A 20,335-nucleotide genomic window follows, 5' to 3' on the forward strand; every position below is an offset into this window, starting at 1 on the left:
GACGGGAACAAGAGATGAATGCAACATCAATACGTTCAGGCGAAGCCGTGTTGTCCGAGTGCACTATGTAATAAACTTATCGGTCTATACTTTATTCTACTTTAGGCTATTCTCTAAACTGAAGACAACTTATTGTTATTCCACGGAAAAGAAGAAGGACTTCGCAATCGAAGCCCTTCTAAAAGATTCACAAACAACATGCTGTAGGCAGCAACTTACTCTACCAGTACTTTCTTCATAACAATACGGCTATTCACCTGCACTTTCATCAAATACACACCCTTAGAAGCGCGTGAAAGGTCAACCACTTCACGATGTGTTTTCATCTTCATGTCTTGTAATATCAAGCCATGAAGATTAAACACCTGAATATATCCAGGAGCAGAGGTTTCCGGCACCGACACCGTAGTCATGCCATTGACCGCAGGATTCGGGTAGATCGATACCAGGTCCTCAGCATCAGCATCTTCCAATTGAATTTCAGGCGCTCCCTGACGACCCGTCGGCCCAGTAGACACAGCGTTGTTCAGCACCAAACTACCAAAAGCCGCAGTATTCTGATAATTGTCGATCGTACCGTTCCAGACAGCCTGTGTCTCGCGGGTGCCACCGTTATCATCGTCATCATTGCCTATATCAAAGCCAAGCGTTACGCCGGCTGCCGGCGTAACATTCAACTGCGACCAGGGTATGCTCATCTCGACACTATAACCACCGCTGATGGCGGCCCAGGCGTGTTGCACGCCGGTAACACTGATTTTTGTCAACAGCGAAGACGCGTTATAGCCTTTGATAAATTGGTTGTCACGACCGTCGTACGTAGTCAACTTATTGTTGTTGGCATCGATGTATATTTCTACGGCATCGTTTTCCCACGGATCGCTGCTGTCGTTGAACAGGGCGGCATCTTGTACACGCACCCCGACATAGAGGTTACTATTATCCCAGAGCACACCAAACGCCACGGTGTTATTACCCGTGCCAATCACGTTCTTTGATACCGCGCGCGTTACGTTCCAACCGGACTCACTCAGATTACCATCGACCGTGATCGTACCCGGGGCACGACGCGCCGTAATGACACCCGGCGGATCGGTCGTCGTACTCGTTACTGCAATGGTGCTGGTCGCCGTGCGGTTACCATCCTGGGTCGTCACCGTAATGACGGCGTTACCGGTCGCAACCGCCGTCACCAACCCCGTCGTATTGACAGTCGCCACAGCAGTGTTGGCCGAGCTCCAGGTCACAGTCTTGTTGGTAGCATTCGCCGGCGCCACCGTAGCCGTCAGTTGTTGTGTAGCACCAACGGAAAGGCTCGCGGTAGCAGGCGATACCGTCACACCTGTTACGGATACATTGCCGGCCGCTACAGTCACCTGCACCTGGTCGGAACCGGCGAGCACGCCGTCACTCACCGTTAATTGGAATACATACGTACCGCCATTCGTGAGACCCGACACGGTAGCGGTGGCGGATGTCGTATTCGTCAATGTCGTCGCCGCGCCACTGACCTGTGTCCAACTATAGGTAATTGCCCCGCCTTCCGGATCGGAGCCTGTGCCGGGCAACGTGGTGGTGGTTGTGCCCGCCGCCAGCGATTTGTCCATACCCGCGTTGGCTACAGGTGGTTGGTTTACAGGCCCACCGCAGCTGGTCAGGAATACCGTTCCGAAAACACTTGGGTTTTGCCATGCCGTGGTGTTCGTGGCGAAGGAGGCGATTTGTGAATCGCGTGTGCCGCCGTTGTCGTCATCGTCGATCTGTATATCGAGGCCGATGGTATTGCCCAACGCAGGAGTTACACCAATAGTAGACCAGGGGATGGCCACTTCCAGGATATACCCCGCTCCGGAGGCATACATGGCAAAGTTTATTCCCGTCGTATTGGTGACCGAGTTCCCCCCTGCCTTTACGGCGGTGTCGTTCCACCGGAAGCCCAGTTGAAAGTCATTCGCGCCGTCGTAGGATGTTCCCTTGCTGTTGTTACCGTCGATAAAGATCTCGACTACATCGTCTTCCCACCAGCTGCTCCCGGAGTCGTTCAGGCGCGTAGCGTCGTTCACTTCTACGAGGAAGTACAGGTTGGCGCTGTTATACAACGCGCGCCAACGGCCGGAGTAATCGCCGGGAGTGCCCCCGAGAATGGTATTCGCAATGTTTCGAATCGGTGCAGCCGACCAGGCGGCCTCGATCGTCTGGTTGACGGTCGGGGCTGTGCCCGTCACCAGCGCTACCACCGGTGAGGTACACGGCGGATTCTCGTTGTCGGCGATGGTAATCGCGGCCGTGGTGCTTCCACCCAGATTATAGCCGGTGCCCGGCTGCAAGGTAAGCGTCAGCGTTTCCGGGCCTTCGAAGCTGCTGTCGTCGGTCGGAGTAATGGTGATCGTCTGCGACGGTGAGGCCGCCGTCAAGGTCACCGTGCCTGTCAGGGATGGATTTGCTATATAGTCACCGGTAGAAGCTGTGCCGCTGATGGTATACGCAACCGTTATATTCGACGATATACCGGATGTACCGATCGTAAATGTACCCGTATTCCCGCCCTCGCCCGCAGCCGCGTCCGCCGAGGTGATGTTGACCGCCGGCGTTACCGTGACGGTAGACGTTTTGGTAAAGTTACCATCCACCGATCGGGCCGTGATCACGGCAGTTCCTACACCAACACCCGTCACGGTACCAATGCCGGTACCCGCTTCCACCACGGTTGCCACGGCAGTGTTAGACGAGGTCCACGTAATACCCTTTTGCGTTGCGTTAGACGGTGTATAGGTCACGTTCAGGTTTGCCGTCTTGCCTTGCGGCACCGACACCGTGGTTGGCGCCAGGTCGATGCCAGTCAACGCGACGTTACCGGGTATCAGGTTAATGATAAATGCCGTGTTGTGGTTTTTCACCTCGCCTGACTCCAGTCGGTTAAAAGTAATATTGTTGAAAGTTACATCGCCCGATGCCTGGGCCAGAATGCCATAGCCGCCCCACGCATCTTGTGCGGGCTGATCTACAAAGGCATCGAGACCCGTGCCGTCGATCTTTGTACTGAAGAACTTCATATTACGGATATTGCCGTAAAGCTGAATCGCGTGACGCTGTGAATTGATGATCTGGGTATTGTAGAACTCAACGTCATAGATACCCTGCTGGGTGAACAGCTCGATGGCGCCGCGCTTCTGATTCCAGAGGTCATAGCTGGTACCACAGCTTACGATGTAGTTGTCGGTGGCCACGATCGGCACGCCATTCTGTTCAAAGGTGTGGCCCCCGAAGTCGTTGGTAAAACGAATGGCAGAGCCGCCGACACCATCCTTAATGATACACCGGTAGATCTGGTGACCCGTGCCGCCGAAGATGGCGATGCCGCCGGCACGCCAAACGTTCTCGATAGTATTATAACGGAAGATGTTATTGCGCTCTTGCGGTGCACCCAGCGCGTTGTTCGGCCACATGGCCAGGCCATCGTCGCCACTGTTGCGGACACTGCTATATTCCACTACCGAGTTGTTAGTACCCTGGCAGAAGTTCACACCGTCGGCGTAGTTGTTACGAATGCGTGCGCGCGAAATAATCAGGTCGGTTGTAATGTCAATCGGATACGGCGGGTCATAGCCGGCAACCCAGAACCCGCATTCGAAATGCTCTATCCACACGTCGTGTATCCGCGAGCCTGTGCCGTAAGTGCCCATAAAGCCTTTGTAAATTTTATAGGGCTCGCCGTGCGCGCTGGAGTATTTAGGGTTAAGCTCACCATAGTGGAAACGGTCATTATTCGCCGTATTGAGCGAGAAGTCTGAAATCTCCACACCGCTGGATCGCGCCAGGATACCGCCGGTAAATTGCAGGTCCGTGGAGAAGAATACTTCCGTATACCAAACACCTGCGCCCTGAATCTTCATGTTGGTTACATTCAGGTCGAGGCGGTCGGCCAGCATAAACCGGCCCTGCGGTATATAGACGGACTTGCCTTGTGCCTTGGCGGCATTGATACACGCGTAGAATGCGGGAAGATCATCTGTCTGATCGTCGGCGATCGCGCCGTAGGCTGTCACAGACAAAGAGTTCATCGGCGCAGCGAGTGCAGTCGGTACATCTTCTAATTCAAGAAAGTCCACACCGTAGGTGAGCGCGTCGCCATTCTCTTTGACGATGCGCACCGTGCTGCCGGCTTGAATCTTCGACGGCAGGCGGAAGTGTACTTCGTCAAAGCGCATAAAGGTTTTGCCGCCCGGCTCTTGCACAGGCTCCGTCTCGCTGCCATGGAAATATTGGTAGGCCCAGCGGGACGTCAGGTTAATCGTGCGCACAAAAGAGCCGTTCACGTACAGTGACAGGGCGCCGTTCTGGCCGGTGCCGGTAGCGTTGTCAGGCATGGTGAAGCGCATGTTTACACCTTGCGCAATGGCAGTGGTGGTCCACTCTACATAAGAGCCATTACTGGCCAGGCTGACGTACTTCTGGTTAGAAGCTTCGGAAGCGATCTGCGTATAATCGTAGTTTGTCGTCTGCTGCAGGGTGGCGCTGCCGCCGCGGGTGGCGTCTTCGGACTCGTAGCGGGTATACGGGAGCTGCGCTCCGCGTGGGATGCCGTCGCTCTGGGCGGTGGCGTACAGGGTCAGGAAAACAAGAAGGACCATGAGGTATCCAGCAACGGTGTTGCGGATAATGTGCTGTCGTAGTTTGTTCATGTGTCGTCGGTTGTTGTTACAAAACGTGCATATTTTCAGGACATACCCCTGGTGTTCCGGGTATTCCGTAGCAATCCTAATGAGCGTGGCTTACTAGAAAACGTGTGCAACACCACGTGTATCCTATGCGCTGTAGTGGCACGGTACACGATGTCGGGTGATTGACATCAAGCGATGCGGATCATACCGTCAACACTTCCACAGAACAACAAGTAAAACTTCTTTCATTAGCATACAGGGGTTAAATCTCAAATAACACTACATAGTTATACAAAATCCTGCACGAGCTCAATGCGCGATCGGCCTGCTACACTATAGCTCTGCAGACGGGGCGTGCCGCTATATTGGAAAACCGCTTGGTCTTGCAGATTCGCGCGGCTGATCAATTTTGTAGGACCTATCATGGTTCGCGAAGTGTCGCGCAGGGAAACACAACAAACCTCCTTGCTCGTAAGCCTGCTGAAGTCAAGCAGGCAATCACCTTTTACCAGGTGTATAACAATCTTCTTGCAAACGCCGTGAAACCGGATCATGCCCGATCCCATCACCGTGAACTCGATATTCTTTTTAGAGTAAATCATACCCGAAAGATCAAATTCTCCCTTGACGGTAAATTCTACGTCACCAAAATTACCGATCAGTAACGAGTCGTTCTTATGATGGCCGTCAAATTCGAATTTGCGAGTCTGCATTTGCCTGAGCGATTGTTTTGGGCTTTTCATCCACTACATCCTTTAAAGTATCAAATAACAAGTACGCTTCACCTATCCGCCGCTAGTTGGAATGCCGCTCCGTAGAGCAGGCATTCCGTTGGCCAGCGGTCTTACTATCCTATCAACAAATAACCACTAATTCGGTGCCGGCACGATCGTGACTGTCCTGGCGTCAGTCGCGGCATCTACCGCCAATGTTATGACATACGTTCCCGGGTTTATTACCCGGTAGTTGGGATGCTCGCCTCCCAAATCTTTTGCGTTAACGATGTCGCCGTCATCGATGGCTTCACCGTCAGCGGCTGCGCCCAGATAATCGATCTGCAAACCTCCCCAGGTAGCATCTTGCAGGAAAATGAACTCCCGACCTTCAAGCAGGTCGACCGTCCACTCCCACGTATATACAGTACCATCTTTTTCCGGGGTGTGCAGGTCGTAACCGTCGACGCCCACTTCCCAGGCAGCCGTGTCTTCCGGTGCCGTCACGTAAGCATTACCGAAGAGTCCCATCTGAGTTTCTGAATAATCTTTCAGCACGAAGCCCGTCTTGATTTTCTTCTCGGTCCAGGTGTTCGTCGCGGCGTTGTATTTCAGGCGCACCGTATAAAGCCCTTCGCCCTTGTTCGGAATGTTGGATACCAATAGGCCAACGTTGTTGATACCCGTCTCCCAGGCTTCTGCATAATCCGGCACACCAAGACTGGAAAGCGTAACGATGCTCAGGTCGTTGTAAACGTGCCAGCCGTTATTGAACCGGTAGCGATAACCCGCGGCGTCGCGTAGCGCGATATTTTTTCCTTCAAAAACGGTCGAATCTTTTGATATCGTTTTCAGGGGAAGGCCCGTACCGCCGGCCCAGCTCAGCGGTGTGGCATCGCCGATCATGTCCGCGTTGACCTTCATCAGCACAAACAAGTCGGTGTTGACATTGGCAAAGGCGTAATACAATCCTTCCTCAGCAACCTTGATCGCCGGCGCATCGGCCGTCAGTGCACCAAAGATTACTTTGTCTTTGATCAATACGTTGCCGGCTACTTTGCCGCTGTCGAGCGTGCCGCCACCGGGTGCTCCGAACGTCGTCGCTACTTCATCGACCACTTCCATGAAAGAGATCGTGCTGTTGGCACCGATGTACAGGAACTTGCCGTAGATCCCTTCCATATTATCCACCTTGGCACCCTGCGCAGGATCGAGCACCGCGCGCGCCATACGCGCATGGAGATCTTCATCGCTGGCGGCAACAGTATTCGTACCATATATATAAAATCCGTCCTTCTTCGGTTCCAGTGGTTCGGACTCTTCATTCGAATCGTCGCTGCCGCAAGAGAAAAGGAATACGGGCAGAATCAACAGCAGCATCCGCTGCAGGGTAATAAATCTTTTCATAGGTAGTCAGTTTTAGTGTTTATTCTTTAGGTTATCTATTGGTCGTTTGTACCGGCGTATGTCCGTGGTCAGGGTAGCTGTTCCAGCAGGTCTTTCGCAGCGTCGGGCTGCAGCGATACCAGCAGGCCATACACCTGTTCCAGCGTTCGCAGCGCGTCGGTGTCATGCTTATGCGTTATCTTCTTTTGGTAGTAATCGTAGATCAGCTCCAGCTCGTCTTCCCCGTATGGTACGCCGGTAAATTCCTGGATCATTGTCAGACAGCGGAAGCCGTCTTCACGCGTGGGTTCCATCACAGTACCTTCTCCGTAGTCGTTCCACGTAACGAGTTGGAGGTATTTTGCCTCGAACTCCGTAGCCTTCGCTAACGTAGCGCGTAGCGTAGCGCCGTCGTTGAAAGGTATGTTGCCATAGCTGGTGCCTGTGCCGCCCTCTTCGTAGTAATCGTTAAAGCGAGGGTACGCCGAACCCATGAGCACATCCAGGAAGGGTGACTTGCGGTAGAAGGTCTCCATGACCCGCAGGTCGCTATTAAAATCTACCCAGCCAAACTCACCGCTATCCGTATCGCCGGTAAAGGCTCCGTGGTCCCACAACGGTAAGAAGGCTGGCGCTGTTGGTAGACCCTGGAAGATTTCCGTCCACTGTGCCGGCTGGCGGAAATAGCGTGGGCCGAACGTAAGCAGCAGCGGAGCATCGTCGATGGAGATGTATTCCTGCTTCCCGAAATAATTGGTTTGCATGTAGTCCATGTCCTCACGGGCGGCCGTAACGGCCGGCTTGCCCATTTGAGACGCGACATTCTCAGCGGTATATTCTTCATAGACGATCGCGAACTGCAGGCCGGCATCGTCGAGACGGTCGATCACGGCGTTGGAGCCTAGCAGGTTGGGGCGATAGTCATAGACCGAATGAGAGCCGTACCAGTCGATGAGGATGCCATCTATGCCGGCATACTTCATCAATAATAAGTGATAGTCGATTACATCGGGGTCTTTGGAATCGTACGGACCGATGAGTGGATAATAGTGTGAGGCGATTTGGCGCTTGCCTGTCTCGTCGATGATATCGGGGTTACGATTGGTCATGCGCCAGTGGCTGCCCCAGTAGCCGGAGAGGTCCTTGCTTTGGTACCAGGGCATGTAGTGCATATATACTTTTGTCGGGTTGGTTTTGGCGACGGCTTTAGGGTCGGTGTTGGGGGTAGAGTTTTCGGAGGCACAGGAGAGTAGGGTCGCGAGGGCGATCGCGAGCAAGGATATCGTTGATGTATACGTCTTTTTCATTTCTATCTCAATAACCTGTACTTGGCTCTACTGCCTTATTGTTATCTACTTCAGACAGTGGTACCGGGTAGTAGTAGTCTTTGTCCTGGTAGACGATCTCTCCTCCTGTTATGCGCTTGTCGTTGTACTTCAGCACTTCTTCTTTCACGATCTTCCAGCGGACAATGTCGTACCAGCGGTGACCCTCGGCGAAAAGCTCGCGGAAGCGTTCTTCGCGGATGGAATCGCGAAGCTGGGTGCCGGCCAGGCCGGTATAGTCCACGGAGGGTGTAGGCGTATGGGGCTCGAAGTTGTAGGCGCGGCGCCGTACTTTGTTCATGTACTCCGCGGCAACCGTGTTTTGGCTTTCGTGGCTCATGACCTCTGCGTACATCAGGTATACATCGGCCAGGCGCATCATGTGGTAATTAGTACCGCTGTTGCGATTGGTATTGATGACGGAATAGTCTTTCGGCGAGTACTTCCGGAAGCTGTGGCCGGTATAGTTAAATTCGCTGCGGCCGACGGGCTTGACTTTGCCTTCCAGGTCGGCAGCCGAATCCGTGGGGGCATAGGTACAGACCTTCAACCGTGGGTCGCTGCCAAAGCGCGCAATGTTTACACCATGCGGTGTGCAGTTGCTCCAACCACGGCCGGGAGGGGCTATCACCAGTGCAATACCTGAACCGAGCCCATTCTCCCAGATATTCTGTTGCATGTCGACGGCATAGTTTATCTCCCACAACGATTCTTCATTAAATTCCTCTTTCCCCTGAAAGAGACCATCATACCGTTTAAAGGGCACCAGTGCATACCGCGGGTTGACAAGCACCTCCTCAAAATAGGCCCGGGCATTGGGAAAATCCTCCATGTAGAGATATACCTGTCCGAGGAATGCTTTGACCGCGTATTTAGAGACACGCGCAATATTGTTAGCGTCCCAAGTCTCCGGCAGACCGGCTTCGGCCGCCATCATGTCGGCAAGAATCTGTTGATACACCTTCCCTACGGTAGCCCGCGGGTTCATCACGTCGTCGCGCGACTCGGCCACCGTCAGGATCAACGGTACGGCCAGTCGCGAGCTATCGTCGGCGTAGGACGCTTCGCCCCAGAGGCGCACCATGTGGAAGTACGCAAAGGCACGCAGGAAGTGCGTCTCGGCGACAATCTCGTTCAGCCGTTTGGTTTGATCGGTCGTAAGACCTTTGGCGGCAAAGACAGGAGCGTTTTCGAGGATGTCATTCGCGCGGGCCACGATGCGATAGAAGCCACGCCACGCGATGTATACATTGCCGTCGGGTGAAGTTACTTCGTTCCGGTTCTGGGCATTCCAGTAATCGGACTCATGTGGCAACGCCAGCAGTGTCTGAATATAAAATGTCTGGCCGAACAGGTCGAGGTTTTTGACCGCGTCGTAAGTAGCATTCAGGGCGAGATCGAAGTTCGACACGCGGCTGTAGAAGTTGTCGGCGCTCAGCTCGTTCTCGTTCTTGACATCGAGGAAGTCGTCGGAGCAGCTGCCCAACAACCCGATGGCCAGCGTGAGGATCAGGATATAAAATCGTGTTTTCATCGTTGTCCGTGGGTTAGAATTGTACTTCAAGTCCGCCGCCATACGTGCGCACCATGGGATAGCGTCCATAGTCTACACCGCGGCCCAGGTTGGAGCCGGCCACCTCCGGGTCCATGCCGCTGTAGCGGGTAAAGGTTAAGAGGTTGTTGGCGTTGACATACGCGCGTACCTTCCGCAGTTTCAAACGCGTGAGCAGCTGTGCAGGCACGTTGAAGCCGAGTTGAACATTGCGCAGCTTGAGATAAGAACCATCTTCCACGAAGTAGGACGACGGACGGCTAAAGTTACCGTTGGGATCGCTGGCGATGTTGCGGGGATTGCCCGTGTGATGCTCGGGCGTCCAGGCTTCGTGGATGTCAGTGGTAGTGTTGCTGTCGCCAAAGAAGTTGCGTGTATAAGCTTTGCTGGCGTTGAAGATGTCGACACCTTGCACACCCTGGAATTGCAATGACAAATCTATCAGGCGATTGTAGGAAACACCGATGTTAAAGGCATAGGTCATCTTCGGCCAGGGATTGCCGATAAACACACGGTCGTACTCCGCTGTCACTTCGCCATCGGGCTTACCGTTGGGACCACTGATGTCTTTATACATAAAATCACCGGGACCTGTGCCGGCCTCCTGATACAGTCCGTCATCGGCGTAGGTATTGATGGCATATACGTCCGCCGCGGAATTCAGCATCTGCCGCACGACATAGCCGTAGAAGCTAGAGATCGGATGTCCGGCTTGCGTACGCGTCATGCCCCCCATCTGCAAACCCGCGCTACCGCCCGTGATATATTCGTCGCCGCGCAGGCTCTTCATTTCATTCTTCATGAAGGATACGTTACCATTCAGGCTTAGCTCAAACTTCCGGATGGGATGTGTATAGCCCAGGTCGATGTCGACACCCGTATTGCGCATGGTGCCAATATTGATTGCGGGATTCACGGGATCGAAGTTGTGCGTCGCAATGCCTACCGACGGCGGAACCGGCACGCCATACAGCAAATCCTTTGTGTCTTTGACATAATAATCCACACTCAGTGAAAAGCGATTGGCGAAAGCCTTCAGGTCGATCGCGATATTTTTCATATTCACTTCTTCCCACTTCACATCTTTGTTTGGTAATCGGCTGATGTAATAACCCACCACTTTGTTCTTTCCCTCCTCGTCAAATGCGTAGTTCGAGAATTGAGACGTATAGGTCTTCAGGTAAATAAAGCTGTCGATATTGTCGGAGCCCAGTTTACCCACACTGCCGCGCAACTTCAGGTTGGTGATGAAAGGAACGTTCTGGAAGAACCTCTCTTGCGAGATGCGCCAGCCCGCAGAGACCGACGGAAATACGCCCCAGATATTGGTCGGCCCGAACTTCGGCGCCGAAGCATCGCGACGTACGTTTACCTCCAACAAGTAGCGATCGTCATAGTTATAACTGACACGTCCGAACTGAGAGAGCTGTCGGGCGCGGGCGATCGTCTGCCGGTCCGTGATGTTAATGGCGCCGCCGGTCAGGTTGAGACTCCTGGCCACATCCACCGGAAAGTTGGTTCCCAGCGCATTAAAATGTTGTCCGTCATATTTGTAGGCTTCGTAGCCGCCCATGATCTTTACATTGTGCCGGCCAATGCTTTTATCATAGGTCGCCACCACGTTGCCTGTCAACGTCAGATCACTCGCAGTGCCGTAAGTAAGTGAAGCCAGCGTGTTGCTAAAGGAGCCATAGCTAAAAGCTTCGTCAAACTTCTCGGCCAGATAACCCAGGTAGTTTATTCCCAGGGCAGCGCGTATCTGTAAACCTTTCAGCGGCCGTGCGTCGAGGTACAGGTTGCCATCGACCCGGTTCGACTTGCGTTGCTCATGTTGCTGGTATTGTGTAGCCACAGGGTTCGGCCCCTGGAAGTATACCGGTGCACGTCCCCAACCGCCCCACTGATTTTCCGGATCACGCACCGGCATAATGGGGATCGAACGGTAGGGTATGCCACCGTTGTAGTTCTCATCGAAGTTGCTGATGGGGTTCTCTTCCACCCTGGATAACAACATGCTTTCTCCCAACGTAAGCCAGGGCATCAGCTTCAGATCAGAATTGAGACGAATGCTGTAACGCTTGAAAGAATTATCAATTAGAATACCTTTCTCACGATCATGACCAAATGACAGGTAAAAACTCGAGTTGTCGTCACCTTTCGAGATGGCCAGGTCGTATGATTGCAGTACGCCGCTGCCGTTATAAAATTCCTTGATCCAATCGGTATTCGCGTCGTAGTTGTCCCACGACTCGTCGGGTGTGCGACCGGCATTGATACGCGCTACTTTGGCATATTTCACAAAGTCGGCGCTGCCGAGCAACGTGGGTAGGTTAATCGCCTGACGTTTGCTGATGGAGCTTTTGGCGACTACTTGTAAGGCGCCTTTACCACGTTTCGTCGTAACGAGTATCACACCGTGAGCAGCCTTCGCGCCATAGATAGCCGATGCCGCAGCATCTTTCAGAATTTCAATAGACTCTACATCGTCGACATCAAACTGATTGCCGGGGTCCATGCGTACGCCGTCGACAATCCACAGCGGATCGGTATTGGAGATCGATCCCACGCCACGAATGTGAATGCTCGGCTTGTCGCCGGGAGCACCGCCATTGCGCGCCACCGTCACACCCGCCACCATGCCCTGCAACGCCTGGTCAAGACGCAGCTGCGTTTTGTTTTGCATCGCGGCCACTTCCACCGACGCTACCGCCCCCGACACATTGGAGCGCTTCTGCTCGCCATATCCTACCACGACTACTTCTTCCAACCCGATAATATCTTCCGTTAGCGTAACATTGATCACCCGCTGCGCCTTGATGGCAATCTCTTCGCGCAAATAGCCAATGGTACTAAAGACCACGATAGCCGAGTCTGCCACGTCGAGTGTGTAGCGCCCTTCGGAATCGCTCATCGTGCCATGGGTTGTACCGCGCTGGTAAATACTGACCCCGGGTATCGGTTCATGTTGGGCATTCGTCACCTGGCCGGAGAGGCTGCGCTGCTGCGCCGTGGCAGGCTGCCACAACAACAGCATCGCGAAGAGCATCCAGGGGACGACAGCGATGTTTATCGGATACTGTAAAATTCTTTTCATTGGGGTAGGGTTAGGTTGGGCGGATACAGTTTGGGCCGGTCAGGGCAGTTCATGCAGTCTCACGGCTGCCCCCCCGCCCGCGGCGAGCTTGAGCTTCAGCACAGTGCCGGCATCTACTGTCTGGCGCACAATGTCGAGCGGAAGCGGGTTGGTGTCCCAGTCGGCATTCGCGCCGTCCTGGTAAATCTCGGCTTCGTATTTTTTACCGGATGTGAGGAAGCTTAACGGTACGTCCAGGGTACGGGCTTGCTCGTTGGTGATGGCGCCAACGTACCAGTCGTTGCTGTTACGGTCTTTGCGCGCAGTGGTCACGTACTCACCAATGACAGCCTGCGGCACACGCGTCTCTTCCCAATCGACGGGAACGTCTTCAATGAATTTCAGTGCGGGGTGGCCTTCGTAATTCTCCGGGAGATCGGCCGCCATCTGCATCGGGCTATAGATCACGACATAGAGTGCGAGCTGTTTGGCCAACGTCGTGTGTACCCGGAATGTACCCGTCGTCTTAAAGCGAATGTCAAAGATGCCGGGTGTATAGTCTAACGGTCCGCCCAGGCAACGCGTAAAAGGCAGGATCGTAGGATGTGACGGCGGGTTGCCATCGCTCCACGCTTCGTACTCCGTACCCCGTGCACCTTCGCGCGTCATCATGTTCGGATAGGTGCGGCGCAGGCCGGTATCTTTTACGGGCTCGTGCACATCGATCATTACTTTATAGCGCGCGGCGGTTTCCATGACCTTGTGGTAGTGGCGTACCATAAACTGGCTCTGGTGGCGCTCGCCGCCGGGGCGCTTGTTTACATAGCCTGTCTTGAGCCGATGGATGTCATATTGCGCACAGAACGTAAAGGCATCTTCGAGCTGATCTTCGTAATTGCGAATGTTACCACCGGTTTCGTGGTGCGCGATCAACCCGATGTTACGCGCTTTGGCATAGGAACTGATCGCATGGATATCATAATCCGGGTAAGGCTTGGTGAAGTTGAATTTGCCTTCCACTGTCCAGTCGCCCTCCCACCCTTCGTTCCAGCCTTCGGCTAGCACGGCCGACAGTTTATGCTTCGCCGCGAAGTCGATGAGCGCCTTCATGTTCTCGGTAGTGGCACCGTGGTTGGGGCCTCCCTCCCAGGTATATTTTTTCATGTGCATGCCCCACCACATACCGTTGTATTTGCCGGGCTTGATCCACGATACGTCGCCGAGCTTGTTGGGCTCGTTCAGGTTGAGAATGAGATACGATGTAACCAGGTCGCCGGGCTTCTCGACAATTTGCAACGTACGCCAAGGTGTGGTCATAGGCGCGCGCGTCTTTACACGATCGCCGTCGGCCCATGCAACCAGGTCGGCCTTTAACACATTGTTGGGTTGACGCGCCAGCGTCATGGAAGCATAGTCGATCAATGCGGCCTCGTGAATGCTGATGGCCAGCCTGGGGCCTTCCATCGTCAGCGGCGTATGCACCGTTTCGCGCAGCTCGCTGATCTTATTTTTTTTGAACAGACATTCGGAGTCGATGTCGGTATGATTGGCCGGGATCCACCAGGCGTCCAGATCTTGCGTGAAAGCAAACTCGGTAAGCTCATCGGTGATCACAAAGTCCGTGAGCTTCTCTTGCCTGGGAATGTCATAGCGGAAACCGACGCCGTCGTCATAGACCCGGAACTCTACCCGCATGGTGCGCTTCAAACCACCTTTTTCCTGTAGCGTTACCGTTAGCGTGTTATAGTGGTTGCGAATATTCTTAACCTCGCCCCAGGGCTGGGTCCAGGTCTCGTCAAAGGAGCTCTTTTTTACGTCGGCAATGGTGAAGTCGCCGTTCAGGGCAGGCTGATCCTTCAACACAAACCCAAGCCGCGACGGCGCCACGATCGGTTGCTTGTTGCGGTGAATGGAATACGTTGCGACGCCACCCTTAATCTGCACTTGCACCTGCAAGTTGCGGTTGGGCGATGTGGCTTCGGCAGACTGGTCCCTGCCTTTGCCGGTTGCAAGACCGGCGACGAGCAGCAAGGCTGCGAGAGGAGCAAAAAAGAGCTTCATAGCGGTTAGGGTAGAAAGAGTGTTTGTTTCGCAAACGATGCAAAACATATTGCTATCGTTTGCGTAACAAAGCACGCTGTCTCCTGCCGCAGGTAGAATTCTCCCAGTGAAAATGTAAATTATATTTTGGTAGATGGAGAGGTAAGCAATTCTGTTCCAGTCAGTTGGAAAACATAGGGGGCACGGAAAATATAAACGGATTATAAGGGGATATCACCGATGGCAGGGCTCAGACCCACCGGATCGCGGGATAGGCGCCATATATAATAGCATAGAAATAGCATTGACATACCATTGTAATAGCATTGTAATTGCCTTTAAGGGCTATGAAAGACCTATTTCGTTACGACATTGCCGCTGCCATAATCCATACCAGGAGATTACCCGTATCAAAGCCCTAGTTAAGCCGTACTAAAGCCGTACTAAAGCCGTACTAAAGCCGTCCTAAAGACACTCAAAATCCACACAATTCGAGGTACGCAGATAAGCCCCCAACAATCCTCATCTGGCAGGTGCGACCGGCATTTCACGAAAAAGGCCGACCAGTTTGCGGTCGACCTCTCTTATTGCAACTGAGCTCAAACTGTCTTACCAACCCTCGTTCTGCCACAAGGTTCCTTTGCTCACCGCAATTTCATCCGGCGGAATAGGCCACACGTGGTGGATGCCAGGGTTAAAGGTACGTCCTGCGTAGATCACTTTGGGATTACCGCTGTCGTCTTTCGCATAGGCATGGTAGAGGGGTTGCGCATATTTGCTCTGGGCATCGCCCCAACGCACGAGGTCAAAGTGGCGGTCGGTCCATTCGCCGGCCAGCTCGCAGCGGCGTTCATGCTTCAGGTCGTCCAGGGTGGCGCCACTGATCGGGTCCAGGTTAGCGCGGTCGCGTACTTCGTTTATTTCGGCGTCGCCGCTTTTCCCTTGTTTGATCCTGGCTTCTGCCATCATCAGCAATACGTCGGCGTAACGCACAAGCGGTACGTTCAGCGAGGTTGTGGGTTTATCGGCATTCGTGTTTACGTAGCGGGTGTCTACCGACCCATTTACTTTGGGATATCCGAACGGCTCCATGAATTTTCGGAACTGCAGTCCGGTGCGATTGCTGGAGCTTACCTTGTATTGGCCTTCGTTAAAGGCTACTTCTTCTCCAAAGTATTTGAATGTATCACCAGTCTTGAGAATGGTCGCTTCGCGGCGCTCATCGCCGGACTCATATTCCTCATACAGGTTCTGGGTAGGATAGAATACACCCCAGCCGTTGTAAGCGCCCCAGCCTTTGTCCTCCAGCAATACGCCGGGGAAGATGGAGCCCAGTCCAGTGTCTTTTGGACTCGACGTAACAGACCAAACATATTCCGGCGAGAAGTTATTGGCGATCTTGAATACATCGGCGAAGTTCTCGAGCAGATCGTGCTTGCCGCTGGTGATGACCATGCCGGCATACAGCTCTGCATTGGCCCAGTCACCGGCGTACAGGTATGTACGAGCCAGGTATGCCCAGGCCGCAGTCTTATGCGGACGACCAAAGTCGCTGGACTCGTATTCCTCGAAGTAGGGCAACAGATCTGCTGCTGCTTTGAGGTCTTCGGCAATGTAGTCGTAGTTCACTTGTACGTTGGCCGGACGAGCAACATATGGATCTTCCGGGTTTTCGCGATCGATGATCGGTACACCGGCACGGTGGTCGCCATAGTGGTAGGCCAATTCCAGGTGCATTACGGCGTGGTGAAAATGTGCTTCACCCAGAATACGATCCTTCAGATCCGCATTCATTTCAATCGCAGGCACGTTCCGTAGTATATCATTACAACGTTTCATGGTCCGGTAATGAAGCGCCCAGATGTTTTTCACTTCGCTCTCATTGCCTGTGATCTTGAAGGCCTTTACATTTTCCGAAAAGGCACGCGGCTTCGTACCGATGTCGTCGCTGCCATTGCTCAGCCAAAAGAAGCCACGGCCGTACATATCATCGTTGGAGTATTCGGCATATATTCCATTGACGGCCGATATGGCATCTGTCTCGTTGCGCCAAAAGCTGCTCGACGTAGGAGAACCGTGCGGCGTTACATCCAGCATCTCATCGCACGACGTAACGAAAAGCATACCCGCCAGAAGCGATAGATAGAATATTTTTTTCATACGAATTTAGAATTTAAGATTAACACCTGCCAGAAACACCTTCGAGAGCGGGTACATACCCGTGTCGATGCCGTAGTTACCAATACCTACTTCTGGGTCCATGCCCGAGTAGTCGGTAATGGTAAACACGTTCTGTGCCGTTACGTATAGCCTCAGCTTCACTTTATCGAGGAGTGCACGCTTCAGCGTATAGCCCAGCGTGACATTCTTCAACCGCAGGAACGAGCCGTCTTCGATGAAGAAATCCGACACACGCGTCCAATTGTTGTTAGGGTCTGTCATAGAAAGCCGGGGAATTGTAGCGTCAGGATTCTCTGGCGTCCAGGCATTTTTCGATTCTGTGATCAGGTTATAGCCGTAGCCGGCATTCAATCCCAGCGCGCGCACCGAGTTGAAGATACTGTTGCCGTGTACCCCCTGAAAGAATAAGTTCAGATCAAAACCTTTATAGCCCAGGTTGGCATTGAGGCTATAGGTCAGGTCCGGGAAGGGGTTACCCAGCACAAATCGGTCATCGTTGTCGATATCGCCATCACCGTCCTTGTCTACAAATTTAAAGTCGCCACCGACGGCCGACGGCTGATAGCGCGTACCGTTGGCGTTGAGGTAGTTAGCCGCCTCTTCGTTGGAATTGAAGACACCGGCGGTTCTATAACCATAGAAAGCACCAAAGGCATTACCCACCAGGTTGATATTGGCCTGTGGCATCGTCCTTACCGTGGGACCGATGTTCTGAAATCTATTTTCGTCGGTAATAGACCCGATCTCGCTTTTGACACGTGAAATATTGGCAGTAATATCATAGGTCAGCTCGCCTTGGTTCTTGCGATAGGTGATGCCCAGCTCAAAACCTCTGTTTACCACTTCGCCAGCGTTGATCCATTGGCCATCGGGAGCCCCTGCTGCTCCTGGCAGTGTCTTTTTGAACAACATATCGGTGTTGGTCTTTTTGAAGACATCCAGCGATCCCGTTAACTGGCCGTCCAGTAAGCCGAAGTCAAGTCCTATGTTTTGTTGCACAGAGCTTTCCCATTTTAAATCCTGGTTGGAAAGGCCGGTCTCTGCATACCCGTAGACGATGGCCGGGTCTTCGCCCAGCCAGGCGCGTGTGCGACCCAATCCCACGGCAAACGGATAGCGGTCTAATGCGCCCAGGTTACCGATCACACCCCAGCTGCCGCGCAATTTCAGGTCACTGATGATGTTTACGTCCTCTAGAAAGCTCTCTTGCACGAGGTTCCATCCCACCGACACCGATGGATATGTTTCCCAGCGATTCAACGAGATCAGCTTAGACGTACCATCGCGACGAATAACCGCCGTCAACAGGTACTTGCCTTTGTAGTTATAGTTCGCCCGTGCCAAGTACGACATGATCATTTCTTCCGGGTTTCCCGCGCCCAGTACCTCGATGGTTTTAGCGTTGTACAGGTTGCGGTAAGCCCGATCTTCGTTATCAAAGTTTGTACCCTTTACACTATAGTATTCGTATTTGTTGCGCTGGTATGTAAAACCTGCCAGTGCCGAGATATTATGATCGTCTTTCACCGTAGTCTCATACGACAGCGTCTGTTCGGTCAGAAGGACATCCTGATTATCGGATGTCTGATAGAGCTCATTAAAGTCGAAGATCTTGCCTGTCTCGAGCACCTTTACGTTGAATTGTTTGGAATCTCTCCGAATCTGTGTCATGCCCCAGTTGCTTCTGAACTTTAGCCCTTTGACCACGTCAACCTCCAGGTACGGATTGATCAGCAAAGTCGACGTAGGATTGTGATTGTCCAGGCGTTTGAGGTAGGCAACAGGGTTGATCAGGTCTCCATAAGCATTTGCATACTCTTCGGGCACGCCACCGAATTTACCCGATCCGTCTTCGCGGTATACCGTTGCGTTGGCCGGATAATACAAGGCTGTCATAATCGCACCGGTGTAGGCACTCGATGTATTGCCGGTCTGTCCGTCCCAAAATGAATACGACAGGTTTTCACCAATGCGTACGCCTTTCAGAATCTCGTGCGAGGAGTTGATACGGGCGGTGTAACGGTTCGACTCTGTATTGAGTAGTATACCCTGGTTACGACGGTAGCCGCCCGAGATAAAATAGTTCGATTTCTGATTACCGCCGTCGATCGAAACATCCAGATTATTAATGATCCCGGCCTGGAAAATTTCATCCATCCAGTTTGTTTTGGTAATACGCGACGAAGGATTACCCGCGGCGTCAAACGCAGGGATGCGGTCTTGCCCGGCGTTGTCAGTCGCCATGTTGGCGGCATCGGCACGTTCGGCGGCATTGAGCGCTTCTAGTTTCTTCGCGACTTGCTGAAAGCCCTGCTGGTAGTTTACTTCCACATGGCTGGACGACCGCCCCTTCTTGGTCGTGATCAAAATAACACCACCCGATGCACGTGCACCGTAGATAGCAGCCGACGCAGCATCTTTCAAAATGCTGATAGCTTCTACTTCATTCGGGTTGATCATGCTGATCTGGCCTTCAAAGATAACGCCGTCCAAAATGATGAGCGGTCTTTCTGCATTCAACGACCCAATACCTCGAATCTTGATATCGGCTGTCGACGTTGGATCGCCACCGTTGTTCATCACCGTTACCCCTGGCACTGTACCTTGCAGGAGCTCAGCAGCTGTGTTATAGTTGCGGCTCGATACTTCTCGCGTGCTGACAGAGGATACTGCCCCCAGCACTTCAGACTTTTTTACCGAACCATAACCGATCACAACGACATCCTGTAATTGCGAAATGTCCGACGCAAGTTTAATCTCGAAGTAAACTTTATTGCCGACGGCTTCTTCATACACTGTAAAACCGATGAATGAAACCACGAGTACGCCGTCATCGGGAACGCGCAGCGCAAACGAACCATCCGCGTCGGTCGTAGTGCCGATGGAAGTTCCTTTCACTACTACGCTGGCGCCGGGCAATGCTTCGCCGGCATCCGACGTTACTTTCCCGCGAATGTCGACGTCTTGGGTAACATGTACTTTCTTCCGGATAACAATGTTTTTGTTGGCTACGGCATACTCCAGGCCGGCCGGCGCCAATACGCTGTTAAGGATGTATTTAAGCTCGCGGTCGCGAACGGAAAGTGTGACTTTATCCGGACTGGCAACGTCCACACTTTTATAGGTAAAATTGACTTTTGCGAGAAGCTGAATCTTTTTCAGCACTTGCTGCAACGATTCGTCTTTCACATTCAGCGAAAGGCGCTGATCCAATACATTCTGGCCGGAGACACTATGGGCCTGTGCTGCTGAAAGCAGGACAGTCGCCAGGATAAAGACTCCACTAATCACTCTCATTACTTTTAACCAATGATCATGTTGTAGAAATGTTAATTTCATATTTTTAGAAGGTTATTCTGTTCAACAGGATAATTACCGGGGAATGACGGAATGGGATTTGCAAG

9 protein-coding genes are annotated in these 20,335 nt (G+C 52.9%); all 9 read right to left on the reverse strand.

Annotated features, from left to right (window positions below; genetic code table 11):
* Positions 1 to 215 precede the first annotated feature (215 nt).
* A complete protein-coding gene (locus KK062_RS24100) occupies positions 216 to 4,682 on the reverse strand; it encodes a sugar-binding protein (protein ID WP_254086930.1) in 4,467 nt (1,488 codons plus the stop codon).
* Positions 4,683 to 4,948: 266 nt separating this feature from the next.
* A complete protein-coding gene (locus KK062_RS24105; RefSeq protein ID WP_254086931.1) occupies positions 4,949 to 5,374 on the reverse strand; it encodes a hypothetical protein in 426 nt (141 codons plus the stop codon).
* Positions 5,375 to 5,530: 156 nt separating this feature from the next.
* The gene (locus KK062_RS24110) at positions 5,531 to 6,781 is read right to left on the reverse strand and encodes a hypothetical protein (protein ID WP_254086932.1); all 1,251 of its coding nucleotides are present in this window, start codon (positions 6,779 to 6,781) and stop codon (positions 5,531 to 5,533) included.
* Positions 6,782 to 6,849: 68 nt separating this feature from the next.
* Positions 6,850 to 8,067, reverse strand: coding sequence for a glycoside hydrolase family 99 protein (locus KK062_RS24115; protein ID WP_254086933.1), 1,218 nt, complete (start codon positions 8,065 to 8,067; stop codon positions 6,850 to 6,852).
* A 7-nt stretch (positions 8,068 to 8,074) separates the two neighbouring features.
* Positions 8,075 to 9,619 (reverse strand): RagB/SusD family nutrient uptake outer membrane protein, encoded by a 1,545-nt coding sequence (locus tag KK062_RS24120; protein ID WP_254086934.1) that lies wholly within the window; start codon positions 9,617 to 9,619, stop codon positions 8,075 to 8,077.
* 13 nt (positions 9,620 to 9,632) lie between these two features.
* Positions 9,633 to 12,731, reverse strand: a complete 3,099-nt coding sequence (locus KK062_RS24125; protein WP_254086935.1) for a SusC/RagA family TonB-linked outer membrane protein — start codon at positions 12,729 to 12,731, stop codon at positions 9,633 to 9,635.
* 39 nt (positions 12,732 to 12,770) lie between these two features.
* On the reverse strand, positions 12,771 to 14,771 hold the full coding sequence (locus KK062_RS24130; protein WP_254086936.1) for a glycoside hydrolase family 97 protein: 2,001 nt from the start codon (positions 14,769 to 14,771) through the stop codon (positions 12,771 to 12,773).
* 588 nt (positions 14,772 to 15,359) lie between these two features.
* The gene (locus KK062_RS24135; RefSeq protein ID WP_254086937.1) at positions 15,360 to 16,910 is read right to left on the reverse strand and encodes a RagB/SusD family nutrient uptake outer membrane protein; all 1,551 of its coding nucleotides are present in this window, start codon (positions 16,908 to 16,910) and stop codon (positions 15,360 to 15,362) included.
* A gap of 6 nt (positions 16,911 to 16,916) precedes the next feature.
* A complete protein-coding gene (locus tag KK062_RS24140) occupies positions 16,917 to 20,270 on the reverse strand; it encodes a TonB-dependent receptor (protein WP_254086938.1) in 3,354 nt (1,117 codons plus the stop codon).
* Positions 20,271 to 20,335: the final 65 nt, after the last annotated feature.

Source organism: Dawidia cretensis (assembly GCF_018598175.1).
Classification (GTDB): Bacteria; Bacteroidota; Bacteroidia; order Cytophagales; family Cyclobacteriaceae; genus Ohtaekwangia; species Ohtaekwangia cretensis.

Bases quoted from the DNA above. Each gene is read 5' to 3' on its own strand.
- KK062_RS24115 (WP_254086933.1), bottom strand. From the start codon at position 8,067: ATGAAAAAGACGTATACATCAACGATATCCTTGCTCGCGATCGCCCTC.
- KK062_RS24140 (WP_254086938.1), bottom strand. From the start codon at position 20,270: ATGAAATTAACATTTCTACAACATGATCATTGGTTAAAAGTAATGAGA.
- KK062_RS24110 (WP_254086932.1), bottom strand. From the start codon at position 6,781: ATGAAAAGATTTATTACCCTGCAGCGGATGCTGCTGTTGATTCTGCCC.
- KK062_RS24100 (WP_254086930.1), bottom strand. From the start codon at position 4,682: ATGAACAAACTACGACAGCACATTATCCGCAACACCGTTGCTGGATAC.
- KK062_RS24130 (WP_254086936.1), bottom strand. From the start codon at position 14,771: ATGAAGCTCTTTTTTGCTCCTCTCGCAGCCTTGCTGCTCGTCGCCGGT.
- KK062_RS24125 (WP_254086935.1), bottom strand. From the start codon at position 12,731: ATGAAAAGAATTTTACAGTATCCGATAAACATCGCTGTCGTCCCCTGG.
- KK062_RS24120 (WP_254086934.1), bottom strand. From the start codon at position 9,619: ATGAAAACACGATTTTATATCCTGATCCTCACGCTGGCCATCGGGTTG.
- KK062_RS24105 (WP_254086931.1), bottom strand. From the start codon at position 5,374: ATGCAGACTCGCAAATTCGAATTTGACGGCCATCATAAGAACGACTCG.
- KK062_RS24135 (WP_254086937.1), bottom strand. From the start codon at position 16,910: ATGAAAAAAATATTCTATCTATCGCTTCTGGCGGGTATGCTTTTCGTT.